General features: G+C 65.3%; 13 protein-coding genes and 1 pseudogene. 5 read left to right on the top strand and 9 right to left on the bottom strand.

Annotated elements, in window-relative coordinates; all coding sequences use genetic code 11:
* Positions 1–81: 81 nt before the first annotated feature.
* The 7 genes from infB to VK92_RS17190 form a co-directional block, all read right to left on the bottom strand.
* The gene (gene infB, locus VK92_RS17220) at positions 82–3,009 is read right to left on the bottom strand and encodes a translation initiation factor IF-2 (RefSeq protein WP_021162403.1); all 2,928 of its coding nucleotides are present in this window, start codon (positions 3,007–3,009) and stop codon (positions 82–84) included.
* A gap of 91 nt (positions 3,010–3,100) precedes the next feature.
* A complete protein-coding gene (gene nusA / locus VK92_RS17215; protein ID WP_048020756.1) occupies positions 3,101–4,576 on the bottom strand; it encodes a transcription termination factor NusA in 1,476 nt (491 codons plus the stop codon).
* Entirely contained in the window at positions 4,576–5,034 is a 459-nt protein-coding gene (rimP, locus tag VK92_RS17210; protein WP_014897219.1) for a ribosome maturation factor RimP, read from the bottom strand. Before rimP ends, nusA begins: the two co-directional genes overlap by 1 nt.
* Before the next feature lie 458 nt (positions 5,035–5,492).
* Positions 5,493–7,250: a 23S rRNA pseudouridine(2605) synthase RluB gene (gene rluB, locus VK92_RS17205; RefSeq protein ID WP_048020759.1), complete on the bottom strand. Its 1,758-nt coding sequence runs from the start codon at positions 7,248–7,250 to the stop codon at positions 5,493–5,495.
* 60 nt (positions 7,251–7,310) lie between these two features.
* Complete coding sequence (gene scpB / locus VK92_RS17200) at positions 7,311–8,342, bottom strand: SMC-Scp complex subunit ScpB (RefSeq protein WP_048020761.1); 1,032 nt, start codon at positions 8,340–8,342, stop codon at positions 7,311–7,313.
* Between the two features lie 272 nt (positions 8,343–8,614).
* A complete protein-coding gene (locus VK92_RS17195; protein ID WP_048020762.1) occupies positions 8,615–9,817 on the bottom strand; it encodes a pyridoxal phosphate-dependent aminotransferase in 1,203 nt (400 codons plus the stop codon).
* Between the two features lie 74 nt (positions 9,818–9,891).
* Positions 9,892–10,794: a LysR family transcriptional regulator gene (locus VK92_RS17190; protein ID WP_021162406.1), complete on the bottom strand. Its 903-nt coding sequence runs from the start codon at positions 10,792–10,794 to the stop codon at positions 9,892–9,894.
* A 430-nt stretch (positions 10,795–11,224) separates the two neighbouring features.
* On the opposite strand from VK92_RS17190, the pseudogene VK92_RS17185 reads away from it, so the two are divergent.
* Both VK92_RS17185 and VK92_RS42965 read left to right on the top strand, forming a co-directional pair.
* Positions 11,225–11,620 (top strand): annotated as a pseudogene (locus VK92_RS17185) (transposase); the annotation flags it as partial.
* 197 nt (positions 11,621–11,817) lie between these two features.
* A complete protein-coding gene (locus VK92_RS42965; protein ID WP_060050496.1) occupies positions 11,818–12,069 on the top strand; it encodes a hypothetical protein in 252 nt (83 codons plus the stop codon).
* 190 nt (positions 12,070–12,259) lie between these two features.
* Here VK92_RS42965 and VK92_RS17175 read toward each other — a convergent pair whose 3' ends face one another.
* Positions 12,260–12,577 carry a hypothetical protein gene (locus VK92_RS17175; RefSeq protein ID WP_048020764.1) on the bottom strand — a complete coding sequence of 106 codons (318 nt, stop codon included), beginning with the start codon at positions 12,575–12,577 and terminating at the stop codon, positions 12,260–12,262.
* Positions 12,578–12,734: 157 nt separating this feature from the next.
* Between VK92_RS17175 and VK92_RS17170 the strand changes: the two genes are divergently transcribed.
* From VK92_RS17170 to VK92_RS17160, 3 genes are all read left to right on the top strand, one after another.
* Positions 12,735–13,451, top strand: coding sequence for a YdcF family protein (locus tag VK92_RS17170; protein WP_021162408.1), 717 nt, complete (start codon positions 12,735–12,737; stop codon positions 13,449–13,451).
* Positions 13,452–13,675: 224 nt separating this feature from the next.
* Positions 13,676–13,954, top strand: a complete 279-nt coding sequence (locus tag VK92_RS17165; RefSeq protein WP_011351789.1) for a hypothetical protein — start codon at positions 13,676–13,678, stop codon at positions 13,952–13,954.
* A gap of 135 nt (positions 13,955–14,089) precedes the next feature.
* Complete coding sequence (locus tag VK92_RS17160; RefSeq protein WP_021162409.1) at positions 14,090–14,347, top strand: hypothetical protein; 258 nt, start codon at positions 14,090–14,092, stop codon at positions 14,345–14,347.
* A 40-nt stretch (positions 14,348–14,387) separates the two neighbouring features.
* On the opposite strand, the gene VK92_RS17155 is transcribed toward VK92_RS17160, so the two are convergent.
* Positions 14,388–14,678, bottom strand: a complete 291-nt coding sequence (locus VK92_RS17155) for a putative quinol monooxygenase (RefSeq protein WP_048020766.1) — start codon at positions 14,676–14,678, stop codon at positions 14,388–14,390.
* Positions 14,679–15,189: the final 511 nt, after the last annotated feature.

The following is a 15,189-nucleotide window of genomic DNA, read 5'->3' as shown; positions in this document are numbered from 1 at the left end:
GGCGGCCAGTGTTGGCGCGCCACCATGAAAATGGGCGGGACAGGCCCAAGCCTGCCCCGCCCATGAGCCGATGCGCGAGGATTACAGCGTACGCGCGACTTCGGTCACTTCGAAGACTTCGAACTGGTCGCCTTCGATGACGTCGTTGAAGTTCTTCACCGACATACCGCACTCGAAGCCTTGCTTCACTTCCTTCACGTCGTCCTTGAAGCGCTTCAGCGATTCGAGTTCGCCCGTGAAGATCACGACGTTGTTGCGCAGCACGCGAACCGACGACGAGCGCTTGACGATACCGTCCGTGACCATACAGCCGGCGACCGTGCCGACCTTCGGCACCTTGAACACCTGGCGCACCTCGACCATGCCGGTGACGACTTCGCGCTTCTCCGGCGCCAGCATGCCCGACATTGCCGCCTTCACCTCATCCACTGCGTCGTAGATGATGTTGTAGTAGCGGATGTCGATGCCGTTCGCTTCGGCCAGCTTGCGCGCCTGTGCATCCGCACGCGTGTTGAAGCCGATGATGACAGCCTTCGATGCCGTTGCGAGGTTGACGTCGTTTTCGCTGATGCCACCCACCGCGCTGTGCACGATCTGCACGCGCACTTCGTCGGTCGACAGCTTGAGCAGCGACTGCACGAGCGCTTCCTGCGAGCCCTGCACGTCCGCCTTGATGATGAGCGGCAGGTTCTGCACTTCGCCTTCGCCCATCTGCTCGAGCATGCTTTCCAGCTTCGCGGCCTGCTGCTTCGCCAGCTTCACGTCGCGGAACTTGCCCTGACGGAACAATGCGATTTCACGCGCCTTGCGCTCGTCCGGCAGCACGATCACTTCCTCGCCTGCGCCCGGCACTTCCGACAGACCCTGGATTTCGACCGGGATCGACGGGCCGGCTTCCTTCGTCGGCTTGCCGTTCTCGTCGAGCATCGCGCGCACACGGCCGTAGGCCGTACCCGCCAGCACGATGTCGCCGCGGTTCAGCGTACCGGACTGCACGAGGATCGTCGCGACCGGGCCCTTGCCCTTGTCGAGCTTCGCCTCGATCACGATACCCTTGGCCGGCGCTTCGACCGGTGCCTTCAGCTCCAGCACTTCGGCTTGCAGCAGCACGTTCTCGAGCAGATCGTCGATGCCCGCGCCCGTCTTTGCCGACACCGGCACGAACGGCGAATCGCCACCGTATTCTTCCGGCACGACGCCTTCCGCGACCAGTTCCTGCTTGACGCGATCGGGGTTCGCTTCCGGCTTGTCGATCTTGTTGATCGCGACGACGATCGGCACGCCACCCGCCTTCGCGTGGGCAATGGCTTCCTTCGTCTGCGGCATCACGCCGTCGTCGGCTGCCACCACCAGCACCACGATGTCGGTCGCCTTCGCGCCGCGTGCACGCATTGCCGTGAACGCTTCGTGACCCGGCGTATCGAGGAACGTGATGACGCCACGCGGCGTATCGACGTGATACGCGCCGATGTGCTGCGTAATGCCGCCCGCTTCGCCTGCGGCAACCTTCGCGCGGCGGATGTGGTCGAGCAGCGAGGTCTTGCCGTGGTCGACGTGACCCATCACCGTGACGACCGGCGGACGCGGCAGTTGCTCTGCGTCGGTACCGGTTTCGCCTTCGACGAGCAGCGCTTCCGGATCGTCCAGCTTCGCGGCAACCGCGCGGTGGCCCAGTTCCTCGACGACGATCATCGCCGTTTCCTGGTCCAGCACCTGGTTGATCGTGACCATCTGGCCCATCTTCATCATCACCTTGATGACTTCGGAGGCCTTGATCGACATCTTGTGCGCGAGATCGGCAACCGACACGGTTTCCGGCACGTGCACTTCACGGACGATCGGCTCGGTCGGCGCCTGGAAGGACGATGCACTGTCCTGGTGACGGCCACGGCCCTTCGGGCCGCCGCGCCAGCCGCGGTCGACGCCGCCGCTCGAATCGCCGCGCGTCTTGATGCCACGACGCTTCGACGCGTCGTCCTGCCAGCCGCCCTTGCCTGCGCCCGGCTTCTTGTTGCGGTCGCCCGCGCCTGCCGGCGCCTGCGTCGTTGCCGGTGCCGCACCGGCCGGCTTCTTCACGGCCGGACGCGCCTGCGCGCCTTCCGGCTTTGCCGGCTTGTGCAGCGTGCCCTTCGCTTCGGCCGGCTTCGGCGGCTCGACCGGCTTCGGCGGCTCGACTGCCTTGACGACGGCCTTGCGCGGCGTGTTCATCATCTCGCGAATCGCACGCGCTTCGGCTTCTGCCGCCGCACGGCGCTTGCTGATCTCTTCCTGCTCGGCGCGCGCCTTGTCCGCTGCCTCGCGGGCAGCGTCTTCAGCCTTCTTCGCCGCTTCGCGCTGCGCCGCACGTTCGGCGGCTGCGCGCGCTTCGTCCTGCGCGGACTGCGTCGATTGCGGAGTCTCCGCTTCCTGTTCGGCTGCAGCAGCCTGCTGCGCGGCTGCCTGCTGCTGTGCCGCCGCAGCTTCGGCCGCGGCACGCTTCGCCGCCGCTTCTTCCTCGGCGCGACGGCGCTCGGCTTCGGCCGCTTCCTCGCGGGCACGACGTTCCGCTTCCTCGCGCTCGAGGCGCTCCTGACGCTCGCGCAGTTCCTGCGCCTGCTTCTCGAGCAGCTCGGCCTCGCGGCGCGCTTCTTCCTCGCGACGCTTCAGTTCTGCATCGTCGTCCGCTTCGGCGACCTGCGCCTGACCCTGTTCCGCACCTTCGGCCACGTCGTCGCGCTTGACGAACGTACGCTTCTTGCGGACCTCGACCTGAATGGTGCGAGCCTTGCCCGTCGCGTCAGATTGCTTGATCTCCGACGTATGCTTGCGGGTCAGCGTGATCTTGCGCTTGTCGCCGTCGGTTGCGCCGTGCGACTTGCGCAAATGATCGAGCAGACGCGCCTTGTCCGTTTCGGACAGCGCATCGTCTTCACTCGCTTTCTGGACGCCCGCTGCCTGCAGCTGTTCGAGCAGCACACCAGCAGGCATTTTCAGTTCCGCGGCAAATTGGGCTACGTTGTTACTCGCCATTCATTCCTCTTAGTGCAAGGACCGATTCCTTGCGGTTAGCATCGGGTCAGGCCATACGGCCGCCATCAAATCAGTGCGCCATGGTCATTTCTCACTGGAACCAATGTTCACGTGCTTTCATGATCAACGCCTTAGCGGCATCCTCTTCCATTCCGGTCAGGTCGACCAGTTCATCTACAGCCAGCTCGGCGAGATCGTCGCGCGTCTGCACGCCGTGTTCGGCCAGCTTCGCGAGCAACTCCGGCGTGATGCCGTCGAGGCTCTTGAGATCCAGCGCTGCGTTCTCGACCTTTTCTTCGTTCGCGATGGCCATCGTCAGCAGCGCGTCGCGTGCGCGGTTGCGCAGTTCGTGCACGGTGTCCTCGTCGAACGCTTCGATTTCGAGCATTTCGTTGAGCGGCACGTAGGCGATCTCTTCGAGGCTCGTGAAGCCTTCGTCGATCAGGATGTCGGCAACTTCTTCGTCGACGTCGAGACGCGCCATGAACAGCGCACGCAGCCGGTCGCGTTCTTCACCCTGCTTCAGGGCGGATTCGTCCGGCGTCATGATGTTGATCTGCCAGCCGGTCAGTTCGCCAGCAAGACGAACGTTCTGACCGCTGCGGCCGATCGCGACAGCCAGCTCGTTCTCGTCGACGACGACGTCCATCGAGTGCTTTTCTTCATCGACGACAATCGACTGGACAGCTGCCGGCGCGAGCGCGCCGATCACGAACTGGGCGGGATCCTCCGACCATAGCACGATGTCGATGTTTTCGCCACCGAGCTCGTTGCGCACGGCCTGCACACGGGACCCGCGGATACCGACGCAAGTGCCGATCGGATCGATCCGCTTGTCGTACGCGATGACGCCGATCTTCGCGCGCACGCCCGGGTCGCGGGCAGCCGCCTTGATCTCGAGCAGGCCCTGCTCGATTTCCGGCACTTCCATCTCGAACAGCTTCATCAGGAACTCGGGCGCCGTACGCGACAGTTCGATCTGCGGGCCGCGCGCGGTGCGGTCGACCTTCGCGATGTACGCACGCACGCGGTCGCCCACGCGCAGGTTTTCCTTCGGGATCAGCTGATCGCGGCGCAGCAGCGCCTCGACACGGCCCGATTCGACGATGAAGTTGCCCTTGTCGAGGCGCTTCACCGTACCCGTCATGATCTTTTCGCCACGCTCGAGGTAATCGTTCAGGATCTGCTCGCGTTCGGCGTCGCGCACCTTCTGCAGGATCACCTGCTTCGCGGCCTGCGCGCCGATACGACCGAACTCGATCGACGGAACGGGTTCCTCGACATACTCGCCGACTTCGACGTCGGGCTTCTGCTCACGTGCTTCGAACAGCAGGATCTCGCGATCCGGCTCCTGCAAGCCTGCCTCGTCGGGCACGACGAGCCAGCGACGGAAGGTTTCGTGCTCGCCGCTTTCGCGATCGATATGGACGCGGATTTCGGCGCCTTCGTCGAACAGCTTCTTGGAAGCGGACGCGAGCGCAGCCTCGAGGGCGCCCAGCACCACATCCTTGTCGACGTTTTTCTCGCGCGCCAGCGCATCCACCAGCATCAACACTTCGCGACTCATTATTTGCGGCTCCTAAAGTCAACTTGCGGAATCAGGCGGGCTTTGTCGATATCGGCCAGCGTGAAATCCAGCATGGCCGCCTCGCCCTTCTTCCTCTCAAATTCCAAACCGATCGTTTCGCCATTCGGCGCGTGCAGAATGCCCCGGTACGTCTTGCGCCCGTCCAGCGGCTTTTTCAAGGTCACGGAAACTTCGCTGCCGGCGAAGCGCTCGAAGTCGGCCAGCTTCTTCAACGGGCGGTCGAGCCCCGGGGACGAGACTTCGAGCCGTTCGTAATCGATGTTTTCGACCGTCAAGACGTGCTGGAGCTGACGCGTGACCTTTTCGCAATCTTCGAGCGAGATGCCGGCAGGCTGATCGATATAGATGCAAAGCATGCCGCGCCCAGTGCGCTCGAGATCCACCAGCTCGTAGCCGAGCCCGGTGACCGTGGTTTCTATCAGTTCCGTCAGTTGCACAGTGTCCTCTCAGGTGTTCGCGCCCGCCGCTCGCGATTCACCCGCGGGCGCGCGCCTTAGCCGGCGCAGGAAGCGCTACCCGAGATGCCTAACCGTTTCAGCAAAAAAAAATGGGCGGAACGCCCATCTTCTTACTGGTGGTCGCACCTGAGCCGCACATTGAATCCGTACGCCCAGCGACTCCGCGATTATAGCGATTTTTGGCGCAAACGCCAAGCCAGCCGGTAAATGCAGCGTGTCGCCTGCCTTTACCGACCCAAAAATGCGAAATCGGGTTATCCGATCAGCCGGCACCATCCTGCCAGGCCGGAGATCGGTCATGCCGGCTGCGACGCAGCGGCACGCGACTATATATAGTCGAAAGCCATCAGCGCAATACGCCGTGCCGGCAAAAATCGGCGGGATGCCGATCGGGCCGGCACGCCGGCGGCCTTGTGCCGCCGTGCGCCAATATATGTTTAGCGGCTGCGCGTACGACTGCGCTGCTGACGCTGGCCGCCGCCGCGCGGACCGCCGCCGTTGCCGGCGCCGTCAGCCCGATTGCCGTTCGGATTGCGATTGCCGCCGCCCTTGCTGCCGCCACGCTTGGCGCCCGCGCCTTCGCGCTTGGGGCCTGCGCCGTACGACGCGCGGTTGCCGTCGACATCACGGCCGCCACCCGTGCGATTGCCGTCGCGACCACCGCCCGCGCGGTTGCCATCGCGGCCGCCGCCGGCACGATTGCCATAACCCGACGGCGCAACCGGCAGGCTGCCGTAGCCGCTCAGGCCCGGCAGACCCGGCCCGCCGCGCCGACCGCCGCCGCGACGCGGCTGATCCAGCTGCCCGTGCGCCGTCAGCACCGGCTCGCGGCTGATGAAGCCCATCGATGTCTGCATCGGATCGGGCTGGCGACGCTCGACCTGGCCGGCACCGCCGCGCTTGCCCTTCTCCTCGGACGGCGCCTTCAGGCCGACGGTCGCCATCAGCTTGCGCACCTGCGTGTCGTCGAGCTCCTCCCAGCGGCCGCGCTTCAGGCCGCGCGGCAGCGGAATCGGGCCGTGACGGGTGCGGATCAGGCGACTCACCATCAGGCCGACCGCCTCGAACATCCGGCGCACTTCGCGGTTGCGGCCTTCGGCCAGCGCGACGTGATACCAGTGGTTCGTACCCTCGCCGCCGCCGTCGCGGATGCGCAGGAAGTTTGCCGGGCCGTCATCGAGCTCGACACCATGCAGCAGCTTCTGACGCATGCCTTCTGCCAGCTCGCCGACGACGCGCACCGCGTATTCGCGCTCGACGCTGTAGCGCGGATGCATGAAGCGGTTTGCAAGGTCACCCGAAGTCGTCAGCATCAGCAGACCTTCGGTATTGAAGTCGAGGCGGCCGACCGCGAGCCACTTCGCCGTCTTCATCGGCGGCAGGCGGTCGAACACCGACGGACGGCCTTCCGGATCCGCGTGACTGACGATCTCGCCCGTCGGCTTGTGGTACAGCAGCACCCGCGGCGGCTTGTTCGGCAGCTTGCGCTTGACCGGTTTGCCGTTGATCCGCACCTGGTCGGTCGGCATGATGCGCTGGCCGATGTGTGCGGGCTCGCCGTTCACCGACACGCGGCCGGCGACGATCAGTTCTTCCATCTCACGGCGCGAGCCCATGCCCGCTTCCGCCAGCACCTTGTGAAGCTTCGGCGCGTCGTCGTCCGGCGACAGCACGCGCTTGTTCGCCGGCTGATTGCGGCCGCGACGCAGCATCGGCGCACGCACGCCGCTACCACCCGCGGAATTGTCGGCGTCGAATGCCGGCGACGTCACGTAGGCGAACAGTTCGTCCTGGGACGCATCGCCTTCCGTCTTCGCCGCACCACCTTCAGCCTTCGATGCGCCGCCGCGACGGCCCTGACCGCCCTGGGCCTTGGTCGCACTTTCGCGCTTGCCGGCCGGCTTGCGACCGCCCTTGGCCGCGCCTTCCTTGCGCGGCGCACGTGCCGGCTGCTGCGCTTCGACGGCTTCGGCCGGCTGCGCGTCAGCGTCTTCGCCACCCTGCGGCTCGCCTTCGGCGCCCTTCGACTTGGCCGCCGCGCGACGTCGCGCGATCAGGCTGCGCGGGCCTCGCCGCAGACCGCGGCGGGGACGCTCGTCGCCACCCTCGGCCGGAGCGCCCTGCTCCGGTGCATCGTCGGCACGCGCTGCCTGCACGGCAGGCGCGGACGATTCAATATCGTGGATATCTGTCAAAACAACCTCAAAATGTCAGGTCTCGCGCCCGGCGCGGGCGCGGCAAGAAGTTGGCCGCGTTCAGGCGCGACGCTGTTCGGGTTCTGCTTCGTCGTCCGGCAGCGCGTCGACACCGATGGGTGCACTGGCGCTTCGTACGGCATCGGCGAGACTGTCGGACGTGTCGTCCAGCATCTCGCCGTCCGCGGGACGGGAACGGGAGGCGTCGGCCTGGCCAGCCTCGCCGGGCATGTCGCCGGCCGCTTCCGTTCCGTCTCCGGCAACCGCTTCGGCGGCCGGCTTGCGATCTTCCTCGCTCCAATCCGCGCGCAGCGGCTCGGGCTGCACACCGGCCGGCACTACTTCGGCGCCAGCCTGTTCCAATTGTTCCGCTTGCCCGCGATCAGCCTCGAGCGTATCGCGGCTCGCGATTTCCTGCGTCGGCACGACGTCCGCCGCGGAATCGCCCGGCACTCCTGCCGGCTGGCCGGCCGATGCCTCGTCTGCCTGCGGGGCGTCGCCCGCTGCGTCGTCGGCAATCGACATGTCTCCGTCGAAATCCATCGCCTGCTGCGCCAGCAGCGCAGCCTCGATGTTCGCGGCCGGCTCTTCGAGCGCCGGCAGATCATCGAGCGCCTTCAGGCCGAGGTCGTCGAGAAACTGCTTGGTCGTCGCATACAGCGCCGGGCGCCCCGGCACGTCACGATGACCGATCACTTCGATCCAGCCGCGATCCTCGAGTTGCTTGACCACCTGCGTATTGACCGTGACACCGCGAATCTCTTCGATGTCGCCGCGCGTGACGGGTTGCCGGTACGCGATGATCGCGAGCGTCTCGAGCACCGCACGCGAATATTTCGGCGGCTTCTCGGGATGCAGGCGATCCAGATAGTGACGCATCGCCGGCTTGCTCTGGAAGCGCCATCCGGTCGCCAGCGCCACCAGTTCGACGCCGCGGCCGGACCAATCCTGTTTCAGATCTTCGAGCAACGTGCGGACCGTGTCAGCCGACACGCCGTCGGCAAAGAGCTTGCGCAAATCGCCGAGCTTCAGCGGTTCCTGCGCGCAGATCAAAGCAGTCTCGAGGACGATCTTCGCCTCTTGGGTATTCATGCAGCTAGGCCAGACCCTGTGGTCAAACGAACCGGATCAACAAACAGACGAAAGGAACGGAAGACGCGCTCGCCCGATTCTGATCGGTCATATTGATGGGAGCACGAACCGGGGGCGGCGAACCAACTTCAGGCCAGGCCCAAACCGGACGGAACAGCACGGCTCAACGACGGAACCGCGTGACTGAGCGCCATATTACGCAAAATTGCCCGGTGCGTAAAGATGAGCCGAACCGGCTGCCGCCAGCGCGCCGAATCCGCTCCGGCCCCGCTTCAACGGGTGGCCGCTCCGCGCGCGAGAAAGCTGCGCAGCCGCTCGACGCCCGCGTCGAGTCGTGCCGGATCGCATACGTAGCACCAGCGCACGAACCCTTCGCCTTCCGGACCGAATGCGCGCCCGGGCGCAAGGCCGAGCCCCGCTTCACGCACCAGCGTCTTGCAGAACGCCAGACTGTCGGCCGCGCCCGGCAGGCGCAGGAACAGGTACATCGCGCCCGGCGGCGGCGGCACCTCGACGCCCGGCAGCGTGCGCAGCGCGGCAACCAGGTGATCGCGCGCATCACGCAGCGCCGCGACGAACGACCGCACGAACGGCTCGCCATCGCGCAGCGCGACCTCACCCGCGGCCTGCACGAAACCCGGCGCGCACGACGTGTTGTATTCGACGAGCTTCGACAGGTCGCCCATCACCGCTGCCGGCGCGATGAGCCATCCCAGGCGCCAGCCCGTCATCGCCCACGCTTTCGAAAACGAATTCACGACAACGACCCGCTCGTCGCGCGACGCGATGTCGAGGAACGACGGCGCGCCGTCCGCACCGAACGCGAGCCGCTCGTACACCTCGTCGGCAACCAGCCAGATGCCGTGGCGGCGGCAATGGGCGAGCACGGCCTGCTGGTCGTCACGCGACATCGTCCAGCCGGTCGGATTGTTCGGCGAGTTGATCAGCAGCATCCGCGTATCGGGCGTCAGCGCCGCAAGCAGCCGCCCGATCTCGAGCTGCCAGCCTGTCTCGCCATAGCCGAGCGGTACGCATTCGACCCGCGCCCCAAGAATCTTCGGAATCTCGACGAGATTCGGCCACAGCGGCGTAACCGCGACGACGCGCTCGCCCGAACCGACCAGCAACTGCGCGGCCAGCATCAGCGCGCTCACGCCCGAACTCGTCACGGCCACGGTGTCGGCCGCCGTCGCACCGTGACGGGCGCTGACGTAGGCCGCGATCGCGTCGCGCAACGGCGCGGTACCGAGGTTGTGCGTGTAGAAGGTTTCGCCGTCGCGCAGCGCCGCCGTCGCGGCGTCGCGGATGAAGTCCGGCGTCACGCGATCGGATTCACCGAACCAGAACGGCAGCATGTCCGGCACGCCGAAGCCTGCGTTTGCCACTTCCCGGATCAGCGACGGACGCAGCGCGTGCACCACATCGCGCGCCGCCAGCGCGCCAGACACCGAAAGAGAATCTGCAGAATGCGCCATCGAGCACCACCATCGAGGAACACGATCCGCGTAGTGTACCGGCCCCAACCCGGACCGGCGCACGTCGGTGCGCGTCAGTCGAGGTCCTCCGCCCTCGCCGGCATCTGCCGCACAAGCTCCCAGATCGCCTGAGCGGCAGGCGACAACGACCTGTCGCGGCGGCGCACCAGCTCGACCGTGCGTTCGGTGCGCGGCGTGAGCGGCCGCGCGACGAGCGTCGAGCCGGCCGGCAGCGGCAGCGACAACCACGGCTGCACACTCACACCGACGCCGGCCTCGACGAGGCCGAACACGGTCGCCGAATGCCCGAGCTCCTGCATGACCGTCGCGTTGACACGGTGGGCGGCCAGTGCGGCATCGATCAGCGGCCGGCTTCCCGACGCATGATCGAGGAGCACGAGGCGCTCGCCGTCCAGCGCCGTCCAGGGCACCTCGGCACGCGCCGCGAGCGGATGGTCGGCACGCGCGACAAGGCAGAACGAATCGGTCATCAGCGGTTCGCAGACGAGATCGCCAACCGCGAGCGGCCCGATCACGACGCCGAAATCGACCTCGCTCGACTTCACCTTGCGCAACACGTCGCTCTGCACGTCGTCGCGCAAGCCCAGCGTCACGAACGGGAACTGGCGCTCGCACGACGCAACCACGCGCGGCATCAGCCGGCATGCGATCGTCGGGCTGGCCGCGACAATCACGCGACCCCGGCGCTGCTCGCCGATTTCGCGAATCTCGCGCAGCGTGTCGTCGAGATCGTCGAGCAGACGAGACACACTCGCGATCAGGTTCGCGCCGACATCGGTCAGCTGCACGTCGCGCGTCGTGCGGTCGATCAGCTTCAACCCGAGCTCGGCCTCGAGCTCGCGCACGCAGCGGCTGACCGCGGACTGCGTGAGCCCGATTTCGTCGCCCGCGCGACTGAAGCTCCTGAGCCGCGCGACCTCGATGAAGACGCGAAGCTGGCGCAGCGTGACGTTCATTTCCCGACCTCATCAATCGTCGATATCGATGCGCGATTTTAATGCGCGATTCCGGCGTCGATGTGCGAATCAGGCACCTGCCCCCATGTTTCGCTGCGGTGCAATACCGATGCGAACGCACGCGGTGCGGGCGAACTGCACAAGATTGGTGATTGTCCCGATTTGCTGGCGGGTTATTTTGGCGTCTTATACGCCCCTAGCTGACTTAGCCGTTAGCTCGCTGCCAAGCGGCTCTCGAGGGAATTACCTCCGACATGGCACGCTTCGTGCATCACCTGGCGCACAGGGCGCAGGTTTCGTCGGACGGAAGAGCAGAAACGCCGCTGCCGGCCAACCGGACGCCCCCACCCGGCACTCGACGATCGAGTGCTTGAAGAGTGCGCGGCGCAGGGCAGCGCACCGGAGTTAGCTTCGCTGAGGTGAGGACATGATGCTGTTCGACGATTTGAGAGATAACGAGTGGGCGCTGGTCGAAGGTCTGTTTTGCTCGGAACCCGCACGGAGTGAGCGGCGCGGCCGCCCCCGCGTGGAAGCCCGCTCGGTGGTGAACGCCGTGCTGTGGGTGCTGTCGACGGGCGAAGGCTGGTCGAAGCTGCCGGGCCGCTATCCGTCACCGCCGACTTGCCGCCGTCGCTTCGACGAATGGCAGGCGGACGGCACGCTCGCCGAAATCGTGAAGCGACTCGGCACGAGCGGCCGGCAGATCTCCCTGCGCGGGCGCATCGGCGCGAGTGCTGCGAAGCCGCCCGCCCCGCCGAGCCGCGACCGGCTGCGCGGCGCCTTCTGGACCAATCCGGAATCCTGGCGCGCGCCCGTCAAGATGGCGTAACGAATGCTCGATCGGGCGGCTTCGGCCGCCCGGTTTCTTTCCGCGACGCGATCTGTTCGCGACCCCTGCGGTGCCGTCGATTACCGTTGTCGTGGCGCGATACATCTATTTACCAATATTTACAGCAAGCCTGCACTCCCACGCTTACCTTAGCGACATATCAACAAGCCGCGTGGCTTGAAGGGAGCCCCGCCATGAAACCAATGTCACTGCTCGTTGCATGCGGCATTGTCATTTCCCTGGCGTTGTCCGCTCCAGCCCGCGCCGACGATCGCGCGAAACCGCCCCATCGCCAGCAGGATCACCGGAACACGCTCCGCCAGCCACCCTCCGCCAATCCGCCCGGCCGGCAGACCGTGCCGCGTGGCGACCTGCGCGGCGACATCGCCAGCAATGCGCGAGCGCGCATCGGCTCGCAGCCGTCGGACGTACCGCGTCATCCGTAGTCCTGCCGATGTCAGGATTCACCAAAGAAAATGCCCGCTGCCGGGAACTGCGCCGCATGCGGCGAGTCACAACGTTGCCATGAGCACAGCGTGGCAACAGCAAAAGTATCCGGTACGCCCGTATCCTCGCGATACGGGCTTTTTTTATCGCCTGCCGCGCGGACGATAGGTGCGGAGAAATGATCGGCCGCTACAGGCGGCTTTCGAGAATCGCCACGGCACTCGCTTCGCTCAATGCGTAGTCGGCCATGCGGCGATCGGTCCAGGAAAGTAATTTCTCGTCGCGCTCGAGGCGCGAGAACTCGGCTCGGCCGGTTTCGGTCAGCACGGCAATGTCGACCGGTGCGTGAAAGCCCGGCGCAGGGGCGACGGTTTTCTGCCTGACCGTGTCCATCAGCCCAAGCGAACGGAGATACTCGAACACGCCCGGGCGGCGTGCCCACGGTACCTGGCGGTACTGCACTCGTCTCAATGCGTCGAGCACCGCTTCGTTGGAATACGTGGCCATCTCGATTCTTTCTTAAAGTGCAGCGACAATGCGAAGCGGCGCGCCGGGCGGGGTCTCCGCCCGCCGATACCGCCACCGATTCTGGAGGCCGACGTTCGGCGTCGCGTCAGGGCCGGATCGTCAGCCGTCCATAAAAAGACACCATACCCCAATCAAATTGATTCTGTTCGATTCATTTGTACTTCTCTTCATCTGTTTCATGCTCTGCCGCAAGCGGCGGCAAATCATCTCGATGGCCGCCGTTGCGCTGCTCTGGCTGCTCGCGACAGGCTGGCTCACCGCCCCTCTGATCGCGTGGACCGAAGCGGGAGTCGTACCTGTCGAGCACCCGGACATGCATGGGCGGACCACACTGATTCTCATCGGCGCCGGAACACGGCGCACCGATGCCGGGCTGCAGCCCCCGCCTGACGGAGCCGCCCGCATCCACAAGGTCGCGGCGCTCTACCACGCGTGCCGGCAGCAGGCCGCACACTGCACCGTGGTGATGTCGGGCGGCGACCCGCAGCATCACGGAGAAACCGAAGCGGCCGTCTACGGGCGCCAGCTCGTCGCCGAAGGCGTCGCTCCCGCGGACCTCGTTCTGGAACCAGATAGCCGCACAACCTACGAAAACGCGAAATTCACCGCTCCTATACTACGCTCACAGCATGACGACGCGCGCATTCTCGTCACTTCGTCATATCAGATGCGTCGCGCATTGCTCGATTTCCGCCACTTCGGGATCGACCCGCAGCCCGTTTATGCGAACCGCCGGCGCGCGCAAACGGGCTGGCTGCCGCGCTGGCGCAACCTGGCCAACGCCGAACAGGCGCTGCATGAACTGGTCGGCATCGCGCAGTTCCACGTCTATCGATGGCTCGGGTGGTTCTGACTGACGGCTGCGGGAAATCCGAGCGGGAATGAGTGCGACGACGACGATGGCAGGCGCGTGACGAAGTGTGCGAAGTGTTGCGCGACTTCAACGGGGCCTTGCGTCCCGCCGCGATCCGATGCACATTGATCCGTCACTTTTGTTACACTCGACACGCACTCGATTGCAGTCGCCAGACAAAACGGCAACACTCGGGTTCATCACCACTTAGCGGAGGTAAAGCAATGAAGAAGACGTCCCTGGCTATCCTGGTAGCGATGTCGGCGCTGACTGGCGCAGCGTATGCGCAAGAGAGCACGGAAATCAAGACGATTACCGATCCGGCCAAGATCTCCGAGATCGAGCAGCGCGCGCAGGCGCTGCAGCAGCAGCAAGCGGCCGAAGCCGCACAGCCGGCGATGCAGGAAGAGCATCACCACGGCAAGAAGGCTGCTCACCACAAGGCTGCCGCGAAGAAGGCCGGCAAGAAGGCTGCCAAGGCCGCAGACGCTGCCAGCCAGTAAGTTCGGCGGTACCGCACAAGAAAAAGCCGAATCCGGGCAACCGGGTTCGGCTTTTTTGATTGCGGCGCGCGTGCGCTGTGCTAAAGTCGCGCACCGAATTTTTCCACCCGTGCGCACCCCGGTGCGGAGGACAGCATGAGCAACATTCAACTCGACATCGAGTGGACCGAAGCCGCCACTCGCCAGATCAAGCAACTGATGCCCCGCGGCTCGGCCGACGCGTTCCTCGCGCTGCCGCCGATCGAGTGCCTGCCGATGGAGGGCGATGTGCTCTTCCTCGGCCCGCAAGGCAAACAGCAACCGTTCATCGTCGCCGAGCGCCAGTATCATCACGACGGCGACGCCGACTGGACGATCATCCTGATCCTCGACGTCCCCAACACGTCGCACTGACGCACCCCGCGACCGGACACGTCCGGTCGCTCCACCCGGCTCAAACGAGCTTCGACAGCACGCGGATTTCGGAACGCTCGATCCAGTCCGCGGCCGCTTCGCGATAAGCCAGAATGTGCGCGGAACGCGCATGGGCAGCAAGCGCCTCCTCGCTTTCCCAACGCTCGATGAATACGAACCACGCGGGCTCCTTCAGATCCCGATGCAGGTCGTACTGCAGCGCGCCTGCTTCGTTGCGGGTCGGCTCGACGATCCCTTCGAGCTGGACGCGCAACTTTTCCTCGGCGCCCGGCTTCGCCACGATCAGCGCCACGACTGCAACTTCCGCCATTCCACCCCCTCATCTGGAAAAGTCCGAGAATACGCGAATCGTGTACCGGCTGCGCCGGCACGGCCCCAGACGACGGCCAAAAAAATAGCCCGCGCTTCAGAGAAGCGCGGGCGAAACCGTCGCCCTACGAGGATAGGCGACGGGGCCATCGGGATCCGCACGCTGGCGCGGATCATCATCAGTTGTGCCGACACTTGTCGCATCGGCATTCGAAGACGTCGATACCGTTGATCGGGCGCTCGCGGCGCACCCCCGGTATCTGACGCCATCCTCCCTGTTTCAACGATTCCAACATATAAAGCAGGTTGCGTGCCAGCCATCACACGCGAACCACCTCATTGATTTATAAGGACAAAATTTATCCGGACGACGATGCTGCATGTGTTCTGCCGCCGTAACACGCGGATGTTACGTAACGTCACGAGAAGGGACCGACCACCCTTCTCATGTGTGCGCGGCGAGCGGCCATGAAAAAGCCCGCCATGTGGCGGTAATGCCGTTCAGTTAAGGT

Origin of the sequence: Burkholderia sp. LK4 (assembly GCF_001043615.1) — a bacterium.
Taxonomy (GTDB): Bacteria; Pseudomonadota; Gammaproteobacteria; order Burkholderiales; family Burkholderiaceae; genus Burkholderia; species Burkholderia cepacia.
Note: the sequence above shows the minus strand (reverse complement) of the source record. Positions and strands in the feature narration are given on the sequence as shown.